Genomic DNA, 13621 nt, shown 5'->3' on the forward strand with positions numbered 1-13621 from the left:
CGGTACCGGCATAGCCGTCGAGCCAATTGCTCAGCGACAACCTCATCTGCAGCGGTATCGGTACGCCATCCCGATGGCAAGACTCCAACAGCCTGAATATCGCGGACCGAACATCGCCCGCACCGATACTGGCGAAAACCTGGACCCTGAGCCGACGAGGAAGCCGGTCTGCCGCCAACTCGGCCAATATCCAAGCCAAAGTTGTTTCGTGATAGCGGGTTACGTATGGCATCGGCTGGACCGTCAGCATCGGGGATTCGTCATGGCAGCGATGCCGAGTCAGCGGTGTCGATGGCCGCGGCCGGGAACTCTTCGGCGAAGGTGTGCGAGCGCAGCTTGTGGGTGCCTTCGAGGTCGTCGCGGATGGCTTCTTGGGCGGCCGGGGGCAGGGTGTGCAGGATCTGACGCACCCGATCCTGGCGGCGCTTGACCGCGGTGCGCTCCGGGATACCCGGGGTGACCGTCAGCTGCGGGGGAACGCCCTCGATCTCCTCGACACCACCGTCGTGGTGACCGGCATCAACCATGGCCTGCTCTTCGGCCATGGTGGCTTCGTCCTTTTCCTCCGACATACCGATCGGGCCGATCCGGCGACCATTGAGGAACTGGCGCACCACCGGCTCCTCGGAGGTCAACAGGACCTCACGCGGACCGAACATCACCAGGTGCTTGCGGAACAGCATGCCGATGTTGTCGGGCACCGTACGGGCGATGTTGATGTTGTGCGTCACGATCAGGATCGTGGCATCGATCTGGGCGTTGATGTCGATCAGCAACTGGGACAGGTACGCGGTGCGGACCGGGTCCAGACCGGAGTCGGGCTCGTCGCAGAGGATGATCTGCGGATCCAGCACCAGCGAGCGGGCCAGGCCGGCACGCTTGCGCATACCGCCGGAGATCTCACCGGGGAACTTGTTCTCATCGCCGCCCAGGCCGACCATGTCGAGCTTTTCCATCACGATCTGACGGATCTCGGATTCCTTCTTCTTCGTGTGCTCACGAAGCGGGAAGGCGGTGTTGTCGAACAGGTTCATCGAGCCGAACAGCGCGCCGTCCTGGAACATCACGCCGAACAGCGTGCGGATCTCGTAGAGCTCCCTGGCCGAGCACTCGATGATGTTGGTGCCATCGACGATGATCTTGCCGCGCTCGGGGCGCAGCAGACCGATCAACGACTTCAAGAACACTGATTTACCGGTACCCGACGGACCCAGCAGCACGCTGACCTCACCGGCGGGGATATCGAGGGTCACGTCTTCCCAAATTCGCTGGGAACCAAATGACTTAGTCAACCCCTCGACCGCAATTGCAATACCCATACAAATTCCTCCTGGTGGCAGCGGAAGCCTCACCGCGTGTGCCTGAGTTAAGCTCCGGCAGAATTGGATTGAGCGGATCAGTCCGCGAACAGTCCACTCCATTGCGGGCACCACTCGTTCGCGGACGCCAAGGAGAATCGGCGAGCCTGATCCTGGTCGATGACGAAGGTTCGTGCGATCTTGCCACTGATCTCCACCGGAGGACGGTTGCCCAATCGCAGCACGTAGCAGACCGACCGACCCGCGCTGATGATGTTGACATCACTGTTCAAAATGCCGATGCTTCGCGCCTCACGAATGACGTCGGCATCGTCGGCGTGCGCGAGTGGCGCTGCCGCCACTACCAACCCCATCCCGGCCAGGCAGGTGACAACCCCAGCAGCTATGTGCATTCACGCTCCATTTCGTAGTGGTGACTCAGCCGAGATTCCCCGACGTCATGGGGGGCTCAGCCAGGTTCGCGTTGGCGTGACGAAAAACCTGAAAGGACCGCGTGCGCAATAGGTGCTGGTATCGGCCATCGTGGCACACCGCGTCCCGTTGTATTCGATGTAGCTGCGGGGTGACAGCTCACGTTCGGCTCGCCCCTGAGGAAACTGAACTCCCAGCAGCCAGTCGTATCGGGTGACGACGTTTCCGTTCACCCATCCGATGTTCGTCGTTCCCGGGGGCGCCCCGCGAATATCACCGACGCAGCCGAAACTACCTCGATCCCAGATGCCGCAGTTCAGCCCGAGTGGGGTCGAGAACCACACGCCCCCAGCACTACTTGTGAAGTAGTCGTCGTACTTGACCTTGTCGTAATAGTCGAGAATGAGGTAGGTCGAGGGGTAGGGGCTCGTCGCGGAACCCCCGTTCGGCTCCGCGAGCACAGCAGGCGAACCCGTCAGCAGGATCGCACTGATTCCGGTGGATATGAAGAGCAATTTGATGATTCGCGGCGCAGTTCTCAGTATTCGGCACATCATGGAAGGTTCCCTGGTGACGACTCGTTTTCCGCGGTATGCGGCACGCTGCCGTAACAGGTGGCATTTCCCAAGTCGAGGATGCTTTCACAGAGAACGGTCTGGCCCTTCGTGATGCGCACCGTCACGAAGTGCCCCTGCAGAACTCGCGCGACGGTCGCTGCGGTTCGAAAGTTGGGTCTCCAGTCGGCTCGCAGCTCGGCGCCATCCGCCGTCGGGCTGGTCGCATCGGCCACCGGCACCGTCAGAGTCCAGGGCAGCGACACATCCTGGAGCAGATGCTTGCCTGCGGTGTCGCGGTATTCGACACCGGCCAATTGGCCGACCGAGTCCGAGAAGATGTCGTAGGTAACCGTATCTTCAGCGTGCGCCACTGGCAGATGGAACAACCCGGTGAGGCACACGGTCAGCGAGACCGTCACCCGGCGAGTCCAATTCATCTGTCGTCCTCCACCTTTGAGCAATGAACATCGAGCTTTCACGTTGACCGGCAGGTCTGTTACGCGGCCAGTACGACAGTTGTCAGGGTCATGTCTTTCTTCGCGTTGTACAGGGTGCTCACACCGAAGTCCTTGTATGAGCAGTCCGGAAGCTTGTCGAAACCCTGAAGCAGGGTTGCCTTGATGGCGTTGGCTGGAGCCGTCGCAGCGCCGGACAAGATCGTTGCCGTGGTGCCTCCGTAGCCCAGATCCCGCAGCACCGCGAGCGCGTTGGTCTCCGGAACAGCCCGTGCCGCGTTATTGATCCATCTGTCAGTCGTCTGGTTGATTTCCTCGGCCGCCTGGTCTATCACCGGGTCGGGCCGCAGCGGGCACGCCGCGGGTCGAGCGGCCGCCACCGCCGCCCTCAGCAAGTCGGTGGAATCCGCCAGCGCTGCCGGTGGCATGCATAGGCTGGTCAAGGCGAGAGCGGTGGCGAGCATCCCGGTTGTGATTCGAACGCGAGAAGGGAGCTCGAAGCGGAGCCCCGTCACCCACTGGGCTCTGGCGATGAGCTGCTCAATCATCATGTTGCACAACCCCACCCACATGTTGTCATTGTTCGCACACGCGCGAGCGGTAGATATCACTGCCCCACCGCTGCGCCTTCTGTACAGATGGCGCGGTGAACCAGTCAGGCTGATGCGCCAGGATCCCAGCATTGACGTTGGACAACTGCTCCCACAGTTTGTAGAAGGCTTCGCCTTTGTAGATGGGAAAGTAATTGTCGCCGTATGGATTCTGTGCTTGGGTGAGCGCCTGCACCCGCGGTGTCAAGAAGTCGAGGGCTTGGCCGATGTTGCCCGTCACGATGTCCACCTGCTGCCCGATGTTGTCTCGGGTGTAGTCGAAATCGTTTCCGTCCGGACCGATCCGGTTCTTCTGCAGTCTCGCGATCTGGGATCGAAGCGTGGCGTACTGGGCGTTGTACCACTGGCACATTTCGCTCATTGCTGTCACGTCGGCGGCGGTGACCTTGTCTTTCGTCTGGTCATACGGAAAGGGGAACTTCGGCGCCCAGCTGGAAGGTGTCGGCGTGATGACGGGCAGCGGCCTGATCAACGAGCTATCAGACGCAGGACCAGGAATGGGGATCTCGGCGTTGGGATCGGCGCCGGCCGGCGATCCGGTCACCAACGCCATCGCGCATACACTCACAGCGGAGTAGACAGCACACCTGCTGCGCGAAATTCGATGTCTCACTTCGAACCCATCGCGGAGCCGATGCCCCCGACATCGGTGATCAACCAGTTGTTATTGCTGTCGATCGTCGTGCTGTAGGTCGCCGTCGATTGCAGCGCCTCGGGCGCCTGCACGGTTTTGGTCTGCACACTGACGAAACTGTCCACGACATAGACACCGCCCGTGGACGATCTGACCTTGGCGATCAGGGGTTTCGCGGTCGAACTCCACTGCAGCGGAACCAGGACCTGCTCCATCGAGGTACCCGCGTCGGACAGTTTCTTCGTCAGCTCCGGACTGGTGCCTGCGACAAGTTTCACATGCCAGGCCTGCAGGTCCTTGAAGTCCATCGTCGCGGCGTTGACCGCGTAGTCCAGCGCAATCTTCTCGGCATGCGCGTCGTTGGCTGACTTGACGGCTTGCTGGTCAACTTGGTGACGCGCACCCACATATAACCAACCCAGGGTGGCGACCGCGACGACGAGTATCGCAATGATCGCGCCGAGGATGAGACCCCTCAGACTCAACGAAATGGCCCGCGGCCCAAATGATGACGTCTTACCGGCCTCTGCCGCGGCGGCGATATCCGCTGAGTTCGCTTCTGCGTCAACCATTAGGTCGGCTTCCCGCGTCTGCTGGATGTCGGTGTCGTTGACGGTCATGGTGTTGCCTTTCTCGAGAGGGATGCCGGGCGGGCAGCCGCTCGCCGGGGTGTCACGGGGTGACTCGTAGCGTGATCAGCCCGTCTGCGGGCACTTGTTGGAGGAAGTGGTCCAGGATCTGTCCGGTGTCGAAGTTCATCAACGTCGCGGCGATGGTGTTGAGTTTCGGTTGCAGCGCCTCCCCCACCAGCTTCAGATCGCCGCCACTCGTATCGAGGAACGCCTGAAGACGCGCGACAAGGTTGTTCAACCCGGCGATGGCTTCGGGCTGGTTGCGGCTCATGAGGATTGGGAGATGCTTGTAGAAGTCCTGCCAGTTCACCCCGGCCTTCGCCGCCACCGGCGTGAAAGTGGTCAGATCGGGGTTCACCCACTCGGAATTGTGAATGAGCGTCCCGAAGTTGCTGAGCAGCTCGCGGCCCTGCCCGTCCAGCCCGTTGAGCATGTTGTTGAACTGGTTGCTGGCGCGCGACAAGTTGGGCAACACAGCGACGGGGTCCGGCAGGGCGGCATCAGACTCGTCGATGATGCGAGCAAGTGCCTCCGGATCCATCTGGTGCAGGACGCGCACAACGCTTGTCGCCAACTCGGAGATCGACGGCGGCTGGACCACTGACGCCGTGGAGATGTGTTGGTTGTCCTTCAGCATCGGACCGTCGTCGCTGCGCGGGACCAGTTCAATGTAGGACTCGCCCAGCGCCGACAGATTCTGCAGCTGCACCTCGGTGTCGACGGGAATCTGATAGGCACCATCGACGTAGAACGCAATGGACGCCGCATGCAGGGACGTCGATGTGCTCGTCACCTTGCCCACGGGCACACCGCGTAAGAGAACATTCGAGTCGGGCACCAGGCCGTTGACGTCTGGAACGTCCATGGAGAGGTTCGTCCGGTGCGCCGGCGGTTGGATACGAAGTCCAAGGGAAGCGAAGTAGCACAGGACAATCGCGATGATTGCCGCGAAGACCAAGTACGAGATGACGTCCTTCACCTTGATGACGCTCACGGCGTTGCCCCCAGAATTCGAAGAACGTCCGCGACGTTGGAGGAGAGTTCGCGGCCGTCCGGCCCGATGATCGAGGTGATGTTGATGGCCGGGTATTTGTCGACCGGGAGGAACATCTCGGTGAACACCTTGCGATACTTCGGTATCTCGGCTTCACCTGCCACCTTCGACTCCTGCAGCGCGCCCGTGGAGTCCGCCAGCGAATTCAGGAATGGCACAAGCCAGTAGCCACCCAACGTGATGCTGCCAACGCTGGGCAGGATGGTGCCGATGTAGTCCAGCACCGCGACCAGATGCTCGAATCCGAGCTGCCCCTTCGGCGAGAAGAGGTACTGCAGGTCCGGAACCCGGTTTTTCACGACCTCGGCGGATTTCGCCACTCCGTCGAGCAGCCGGTCAACCGAATCGAGGTTTCCCGCCAGGGCTGAGAGGTCGGTCTCGACCCGGCTTGTCAAGATCCGCACCTCGTCACTCGACGGCACGACGCGATTGAGCCGAATGATGGTGTTCTGTGCCCGTTGAATGGACCCGCTGGACACGAAGTTGGCCAGGCTGGCGATGGTGTCTTCCAGCTGCGGCGGGGACGTCGTCTGAGCAACCGGGATAACCCCGCCCCGCGCCAGCGCGGGGGCCGGCCCCGTGTCAGCCGGCGGCCGCTCCAGCGCAACGTAGATGTCGCCCAATACGGTTGCCTGCTGCAGCACCGCATGGATATTCGACGGGATGACAATGCCGCGCTTCATCCGCGCGGTCACGTCGACGTCTTCGCTGGCTAGGGTCACCTTCGAGACGACACCGACGGTGACGCCGTCCAGTACCACCTTCGCGCGGTCGGGGAGGTTCAGCACGCTGTCGAACTTCATGACGATGTCATAGCCGTCGTCGTATGAGGGCCCTGGCTGCGGTAGCGCATCGACATTGACTGCGGCACAGGATGACACCGTCAGGGCGACGGTTGTCATGACACCGGCCAGCCACCGGGACTGCCGTGTCATTTGGCCGCCGCCAGAGTGAGGACATACTGCAGTAGTGCCACGTCCACCGCGTAGGGCGTTCCTTTGACGTTTGCACAACTGCCCGGGACCGACGCGTTCATGATGTTGCACTGAGCAACGCCGTCGGGCGTGCGAATCCGGTACAGCGGCGGCCGGTAGTGCAGCGTGAAATCGTGGTTGTTGACGAGGTTGATCAACCCGTTGAGCACGCGCGGCGCCACGTTGAGCAGACTCGCGTAATACGGTGCGCGCGGACTTGCCTTCCTGAGGAAGACCGACACCGCCTCGAGTAGCTGTTGAATTTGTGGGCCCAGTTCCTTCTCGATACTTCCGGCCGCTTCGATGACGGGAATGATTCCTTCCATCGTCTTCGAGGAGCCTTCAAGAGTTTCGGCGGCGTCTTCACCTGCGGAGGTGGCCAGATCGTCGAACACCCCGTGCAGCGTCGGCTCGACATCGACCAGCGTGGTGGTCAACTGCCTGAGGTTGCGGGTCACCGAAGCAAGATCACCGATGGCCTGGTCAGGCGCATCGACGACCGACGACGTGGTCGTGAGCAACCTGTTGGCCCCCGGCCCCTGGCCGCGCAGCGCTCGATCGATACCGGTCACCATCTGCCCGATGTTGTCCGAGCCTGCGGGATTGATCGAGTTGATGAAGTTCGTCGAGGATCCGATGACTTGAGACAGACTCTTCGGGGTCAACGATCGACCGAGTGGGATGCAGCCGTTCGGGAGCAACTTCTGCGTCTGCTCGTAATCTCCGACGAGTTCCAATGCTCGATCGGCAAGGATCGATGTCGACCTGGTGACTGCTTTGACATCCGCGGGGATCTTCCGTCCATCATCGACGGTGAAATCCACCCGAACAGACTGAGCAGACGGAGTCAGCGCGGTGACCTTCCCGATGGGAAAGCCCAAGTGCGTCACGGGGTTATCGACGTAGAGTCCGACACTGTCAGGCATGATCGCGCAATAGTGGGCGGCTTCTGCCTTGGTAGGTGACGCGCACGAGGAGCAGGCGGCCACGGCAATCGCAATGACCGACACCGATGCCAGGCCCCGGATCCCGGGTGGACGCAGCGGACTCATCAGCAGGCACTCCCAGGCACTGGTACGCAAAGGTCTGTTGCCAGTAGTCCCGGGTCGGCGTTCTGAGCGTTGAGGATTCGATCGAACAGATTCTGTACCCGCTTGAGTGCGCGAATGGTCAGCCCGTTGCGTTCGACGAAGGACCGGCCTCGCTCGAGGTAATCTCTTATCTTTTCGACGAATTCGGCCTGGTGAGCCTCGTAAGTGTCGGCCAGCGGTTTGATGGCGAGGAGGACTTCGCCCAGACCTTGCAGCGTCTGGGAGATGCCTTTGTCGTAGATCACCATCGTCTGCGTGGCGATCGAGACCTTCCGCACCAGTTGGGTGAACTTGTCTCGGTATTGGGCCAGCGCCCGGATGTATTCATCGGAGAGGTTGAGAATTTCGGTGACCTGACCGCGTTGCCGCTCCACGGTCGACATCAGTGCGTTGCCGGCATCTATCGTGGTGGCGACCACCTGTACGTTGGTGCCGGTCAAGCCCTGCGAGATCTGATTGAGCGACTCGTTCAACGGCTTGGTATCGACGTGCTCGGTAATCTTGGTGGTGTCGGCCAGCGTTCGAATCAGGCTGTACGGCATCGTGACTCGTGAGGCTGGAATTTTCTGATTTCCCAGCGGGGCGTTACCCATCGACGCAAGATTGACGTAGTAGCCACCGACAACGGTGAGCATGCGAACGTCGACCTGCGATTGATCGCCGACGAAGGCTTGATTGTCGATCTTCGATTGCACCAGAACCTGATTCGGCTCCAGCGTCAACCGGGTCACCGTCCCCACCTTGATTCCGGCCATGCGCACCTCTTCTCCGACACGTATCGCGTTCGCGTCATCGGTGTAAAAGGACACGGCCTGCTCTTGGCCCGGCGGGTTGTAGTAGACGTATGCCAACACCAGTCCGATGACGGCCGCGACCACGATGGTCGCAACACCCCAGGACACCGGGCTCCGCAGAAGACGACTTGACATCAGCGATTGCATAACACCACCCGTTGACCATTCAGCAGCACATCCATCGTTTCGGGAAGTTGAAAGTTGCCCCTCGAACACGGCTGCACTTCGGTCCCGTCGCTGCCCGGCGGTGGGACGTTCTCGTTGATCACCGGGACCAGCTTGAAGGCGTCGAAGAAATTGTCGAGGTTGCTCGATGCCCGATCCAACGCATCGTCGACGTTGTTTCCGTTTCTGAACCCGGCGTTGTGCAGCAGCCGGGTGACCGGATCGAAGAAGTCCTTGCTGTACAGCAGATCCTTGCGAAACTCGTCGAGAACCGAATTCACCTTGTCCACAGGCCGGTTCACCAGGTCGATGATGTGGATGAACCGCTCGGAGGCGCCGCCTATCCCATTGGCGATCTGGGCGAGGTTGTTCATCAACGTTGCGACGACCTGCTGACGGTCAGACACGAATTCCGTGAGCCGGCGGATGCTTTGCAGCAGCGGTTCCAATCCACTGCCGTCGCCGGTCAAGAAGGATGCGGCGTTGGCGGTGAACGTGTTGATCTCCTCGGGGCTCAACGTTGCCAGCACGGGCTGCAGACCGTTGAAGAGGGCGGTCACGTCGAAAGAGGGCTGGGTCATGGACGTCGGTATCTGCTTGACCAAGTTCGCCTCGGCATAGTTCTCAGCCGGGTCCGTCACATCGACATAGCGAACACCGGTGAGCGCCTGGAACTTGATGGCGAGCCGGGTGGCGGGCACGACGCCGTACTTGCGGTCCAGCGTGAACTTCACCTGGGCGACATTCTGGCCGTCGACTCGGGCCAGGTCGACCGATTCGACCTTGCCGACACGAACTCCCCGCACCCGTACATCGCCGTCCTGATGAAGACCGGAGGCATCGGTGTATTCCGCGACATACGTTCGTGTTTGGACATCGACAGGATTGACGAGGGTGTTCGACAGCAGAATGAAGAGCACGACCGACACGACGAGCGCAACGCCGATCCGCCACGAGGCAGCTAACGGCTTCACGGGGTGCCCTCCGTCGCGATCCCGACCGACGACGCAACGCCGGGCAAGCTGTCCAGCAGAATCCGGACCGAAACTGCGTGTTGCGTACCGTTTCCGGCATAGAGCTTCTCGAATCGGGAACGCAGTTCCGATAGCTTCTCCGCCACATCCTGCGGTCGCAGCAGAACGGGTCCGGTATCGGTGATCGCTTTGATACCGCTGATCAACGGGATGAGGTCATCTACGTGGCTGCTCACGAGTTTGCCCACCGCACCGAACAGGCCATTCTGCGCGAGGCTCAGGTAGGTGTCCCAGTGCTTGGCGTAGAACTCCGGGGAGATGTCACCGAGGCTCGGTGTGTCGACGTCGGTCAGGAAGGGGAACTCGTATTTTGGGCCGCTGGACGACGCAGGTCCACGGATCTGCCCGGGGTAATAGCTGTAGTCGATGATCCGCCTGCCGGCGATGATCGCCTCGTTCGCGAATGGTGGTACGGCTTCGACTGCCGAAGACAGCTTGATCAGTTGGTCCTCCGTCGGATGTATCTGCACGGCCTCAACGGCCCGCGATACGGTCACCGCGGTTTCGAACAGCGGGTTCAAGCCGTCGGTGTAGCGGGTCACGCGATCGATCACCTTGATCAACTGCGGGGTGAGGGATGCTTCAGAGACATTGCCCAGTTGATTGAGCAGTTCCGAAAGGGTGAAGTTTCCCGACGGTGTGAGACTGAGTCTGCTGCCGTCCTTGAGTTCTCGGCCTCCTGGATTCGGCACGAGGTTGATGCCCGGTACGCCGAAGTAGTTGATCGGCCTGAAATCTATGCTGACACTGTCGGTAAGGCCTCGGGTGGGTTGCGACTGCAGGGCCGTTTCCAATTGCACGCCACCGCCGGCCAAGTTGGTGACGTCGGTGACCTGCCCGACCTTGACGCCGTGCATGACGACTGCCGTGCCCGCCTGCACACCCTGTCCAACATAAGGAGTCGAAATCACCACGGAATAAAGCCCTTTTGCCCGCTCGCCGAATGGGTCGACGATGACGAGTGATACCGCCACAGCGATGCACAAGACGACGGCGCCGCTGATGGACATCAGCACCCGTTCCTGGCGCTGCGCGGATCCTCTCAACATGAGATTCCCTCTATCCCTTGAAGATGAACTCGGGCTGCAGACCCCACAGCAGCACAGTGGTGGTGAAGTCCAGGACCACGATGGTCACCAGACTCGCGCGCACGGCCCGACCCGACGCCATGCCGACGCCTACCGGTCCACCGGAGGCGAAATATCCGTAGTAGCAATGAATCAACGTCACCGCAATGCAGTAGATGGTCAACTTGATCGTCGAATAGAGCAGATCAATCGGCGTGAGGAACATGGCGAAGTAGTGGAAGTACGTACCTCCGTGCTCGCCGTTGAAGACAACGACCACCGTTTGGATCGTGTAGAAAACGGCCATGACGGTCAGCAGATAGCCGGGTATGACGCACGTCAATGCGCCGATGAGTCGAGTGCCGACGACAAATGGAATGGGCCGCAGGCCGATCGCCTCCACGGCGTCGATCTCTTCCGCGATCCGCATGGCTCCGATTTCGGCGGTCATGCGCGTACCCGCTTGGGACATGAACGCGATTCCGGCGACAATGGGTCCGAGAATTCGGACGGCACCGATTCCGCCGATGATGCCCGATAGCGATCCGAATCCCAGGATGTTCAATACCGCAAGTGACTCGATCCCGAGAGACGCACCGGTCGCGATGCCTAGTAGGAGTAGCACGCTGATCGTGCCGCCATCGACGATCAGCGATCCTCTGCCCCACGCCATGTTGAGGGTCGCGGCCAAGGTCTGACGAGAGTAGCGCCGCACGGTCAGGGGCAAGTAGTAGAAGACCTGACCGATGAACAAGATCCAGTGGCCGAATCCGCTCACGGGCTTCTTGACGGTGTCGGCAACGGCTGCACCCGCGCGCCCGAAACCAGACGGTGCCGACATCACGCCACCGCCGTGGGGAAGAACATCGTCGAGATCTGCGTGATCGCAAGGTTCGCGAACAGGATGAGAACGACATTGATCACCACGGCCGCGTTGACGGCATCCGCGACACCGCGCGGCCCGCCCTTCGCCTCCATGCCCCGCATCGAGGAGATGACGGCCACGATCGCGGCGAAAACGAGGCCCTTTCCGATCGCAAAGTAAACGTCCGTCATCTTGGCGAACGTTCCGAATGAGTTCCAGAAGCTCCCAGGCGCCACGCCGCTCACCGAGACCGAGAGCAGGAACGCAGACGCCGTTCCCGACACGATGATGACCAGGGTCAGCATGGGTGCGATCAGCAACAGCGCCAAGAAACGAGGTACCACGAGGCGACGAACCGGGTCCACACCGAGTACTCGCATGGCGTCAAGCTCCTCGCGAATGGCCCGCGCCCCGAAGTCAGATGCGATCGCCGATGCCGCGGCACCGCCCATAAGCAGACCTGCTGTGACGGGCGCCCCCTGGCGCAGAACCCCCACTCCACTTGCCGCGCCGAGAAGCGCGGTTGCACCCACTTGCGCCACGAGTCCCGACACGACAACCGTGACGATCCCGCCGATCGGTATTGCCATCAATACAGCCGGGGTCGCGGTGACCTTGAACAGTGCCCAGGCTTGCCAGACGAACTCACCCGCCGGCAGTCGGCCGGTGACGGTGTCCTGAATGGCATAGCGCAGAACGGAAATAGCAAGGGCAACGCCGCGACCGGTGGTCCCGGCGGCCGCCACCGGAGCCTTGGCCAGCCGTGTCGCGTTGCGCTTCGCGGAGTGGAGCGCGCCGGACTGTGGCTGATGGTGGCGAAGATTGCCAGCCCGACTGGTCGCAGCGGGTGGATCCGCGACGTTTACCATCCGCCCAACCCGGACTCGGCCAGGTCTGCGACTACGGCGCTGCAGCACCGTGGTCGGACGCCCGCGAGTGGACCCGACTGGAAGACCATGGACGCACCTCGATGCTCGGTGACTGCGAGCCTCGACTGAGCCACTACTGCTCTCCCATCGTCGCTTGTGAAATCCGGCCGGTGAACCGGCTTGCGTTACTCATGTCGCTCATCGCCGTCATGGACGACTTCGGTCATGTCCGGATATGGCGCCGAAACCTGCACGCGGCCCCTCCGCTACGTTGACCTCGAGCAACTGGGTTGTGGGCGGTGACGCTAAACCTACAGCAAAGTGGTTTGGCTCACAGCGAGTAACAACCTATACCTAATAGCTTTAGTTGCCAAGCCCCAAATGCACCCGCGTTATTTTCGCTGCCGTTAGTCTCGGGCCCCAGGCCCTTCACACCCAACGAGCACACCCGCAAACCCGAGTGGCCCTAGGCGCACTCGCCCGGCCGAAGGCAAACGAGATATCGAAAGCCGTTCTGGACTGCAGGATTTCGAGGTCCCACCAGAAACCCCGGACGAAAGCGCTTTCAACGTCCGATGCCGGCGACCCGAATCCGTGATTGTCCGCGAGCCGGCCGACTACGCCGGGTGCATCACGGACATAGGTAGATGAAGGCCAGCTGCGTGAGCGCCGGTGTCACCAGGGTTGCTTCGGTCCCCACGAAGCCCGCGGCCCGCTTGTCACAGGCGTACCAACCGTCGCTCAGCAATTCACCATCGCTGCGGAAAGACACCGGGTTGTGACTGGCCGCGAACACGCGGCGAGCCTGATCGAGGAAGTTGATTTCGGCCGGCGTAGGAGGGACCAACGGATCGGCGTGCGCTGGCATGGCAGCGCTCACGCCCAGGACGAACGCCCCGATTGCCACAGCCCCCGAACAATTCCACGTGATCAACACAATCTCCTTGGGACACTTGCGGCCTCAGTACTGATGCGCGCCCGCGAGGGTGTCTCGTAAGCAACAGGTGCCGCACTCAAGTCCACAAAATCCAGCGGTGCGCGGCTTGAGGACAGTAGCCGTCCAAGATCCTCTCGCGCAGCGAACACGAA

Annotated in this window: 15 protein-coding genes; all 15 read right to left on the reverse strand. The window is 61.3% G+C overall.

Translation table 11 applies throughout. The annotated features are described in order from the left end of the window. Window positions 1–260: 260 nt before the first annotated feature. On the reverse strand, window positions 261–1319 hold the full coding sequence (locus G6N32_RS20320; RefSeq protein ID WP_115321578.1) for an ABC transporter ATP-binding protein: 1059 nt from the start codon (window positions 1317–1319) through the stop codon (window positions 261–263). 77 nt (window positions 1320–1396) lie between these two features. Further along, window positions 1397–1711, reverse strand: coding sequence for a DUF732 domain-containing protein (locus G6N32_RS20325; RefSeq protein WP_115321579.1), 315 nt, complete (start codon window positions 1709–1711; stop codon window positions 1397–1399). Window positions 1712–2283: 572 nt separating this feature from the next. Continuing rightward, on the reverse strand, window positions 2284–2706 hold the full coding sequence (locus tag G6N32_RS20330; RefSeq protein ID WP_232077201.1) for a hypothetical protein: 423 nt from the start codon (window positions 2704–2706) through the stop codon (window positions 2284–2286). 77 nt (window positions 2707–2783) lie between these two features. Beyond that, a complete protein-coding gene (locus G6N32_RS20335) occupies window positions 2784–3314 on the reverse strand; it encodes a hypothetical protein (protein WP_115321581.1) in 531 nt (176 codons plus the stop codon). A gap of 4 nt (window positions 3315–3318) precedes the next feature. Beyond that, window positions 3319–3906 carry a hypothetical protein gene (locus tag G6N32_RS20340; RefSeq protein WP_232077203.1) on the reverse strand — a complete coding sequence of 196 codons (588 nt, stop codon included), beginning with the start codon at window positions 3904–3906 and terminating at the stop codon, window positions 3319–3321. A 56-nt stretch (window positions 3907–3962) separates the two neighbouring features. After that, window positions 3963–4607, reverse strand: coding sequence for a hypothetical protein (locus tag G6N32_RS20345; RefSeq protein WP_115321582.1), 645 nt, complete (start codon window positions 4605–4607; stop codon window positions 3963–3965). Between the two features lie 52 nt (window positions 4608–4659). Next, on the reverse strand, window positions 4660–5613 hold the full coding sequence (locus G6N32_RS20350; protein WP_115321583.1) for an MlaD family protein: 954 nt from the start codon (window positions 5611–5613) through the stop codon (window positions 4660–4662). Continuing rightward, a complete protein-coding gene (locus G6N32_RS20355) occupies window positions 5610–6608 on the reverse strand; it encodes an MlaD family protein (RefSeq protein ID WP_115321584.1) in 999 nt (332 codons plus the stop codon). The genes G6N32_RS20350 and G6N32_RS20355 overlap by 4 nt, the downstream gene beginning before the upstream one ends. Then, window positions 6605–7699 (reverse strand): MlaD family protein, encoded by a 1095-nt coding sequence (locus G6N32_RS20360; protein WP_115321585.1) that lies wholly within the window; start codon window positions 7697–7699, stop codon window positions 6605–6607. Before G6N32_RS20360 ends, G6N32_RS20355 begins: the two co-directional genes overlap by 4 nt. Further along, on the reverse strand, window positions 7699–8679 hold the full coding sequence (locus tag G6N32_RS20365) for an MlaD family protein (protein WP_115321586.1): 981 nt from the start codon (window positions 8677–8679) through the stop codon (window positions 7699–7701). Before G6N32_RS20365 ends, G6N32_RS20360 begins: the two co-directional genes overlap by 1 nt. Then, window positions 8667–9671, reverse strand: a complete 1005-nt coding sequence (locus G6N32_RS20370; protein ID WP_115321587.1) for an MlaD family protein — start codon at window positions 9669–9671, stop codon at window positions 8667–8669. Before G6N32_RS20370 ends, G6N32_RS20365 begins: the two co-directional genes overlap by 13 nt. After that, the gene (locus G6N32_RS20375) at window positions 9668–10741 is read right to left on the reverse strand and encodes an MlaD family protein (protein ID WP_232077809.1); all 1074 of its coding nucleotides are present in this window, start codon (window positions 10739–10741) and stop codon (window positions 9668–9670) included. The genes G6N32_RS20370 and G6N32_RS20375 overlap by 4 nt, the downstream gene beginning before the upstream one ends. A gap of 49 nt (window positions 10742–10790) precedes the next feature. Next, complete coding sequence (locus G6N32_RS20380) at window positions 10791–11639, reverse strand: ABC transporter permease (protein ID WP_115321589.1); 849 nt, start codon at window positions 11637–11639, stop codon at window positions 10791–10793. Next, window positions 11639–12532, reverse strand: coding sequence for an ABC transporter permease (locus G6N32_RS20385; protein ID WP_232077205.1), 894 nt, complete (start codon window positions 12530–12532; stop codon window positions 11639–11641). Before G6N32_RS20385 ends, G6N32_RS20380 begins: the two co-directional genes overlap by 1 nt. A 631-nt stretch (window positions 12533–13163) precedes the next feature. Further along, the gene (locus G6N32_RS20390; RefSeq protein ID WP_232077207.1) at window positions 13164–13466 is read right to left on the reverse strand and encodes a hypothetical protein; all 303 of its coding nucleotides are present in this window, start codon (window positions 13464–13466) and stop codon (window positions 13164–13166) included. Window positions 13467–13621 lie beyond the last annotated feature (155 nt).

The organism is Mycolicibacterium aichiense, from assembly GCF_010726245.1.
GTDB classification, from domain to species: Bacteria; Actinomycetota; Actinomycetes; order Mycobacteriales; family Mycobacteriaceae; genus Mycobacterium; species Mycobacterium aichiense.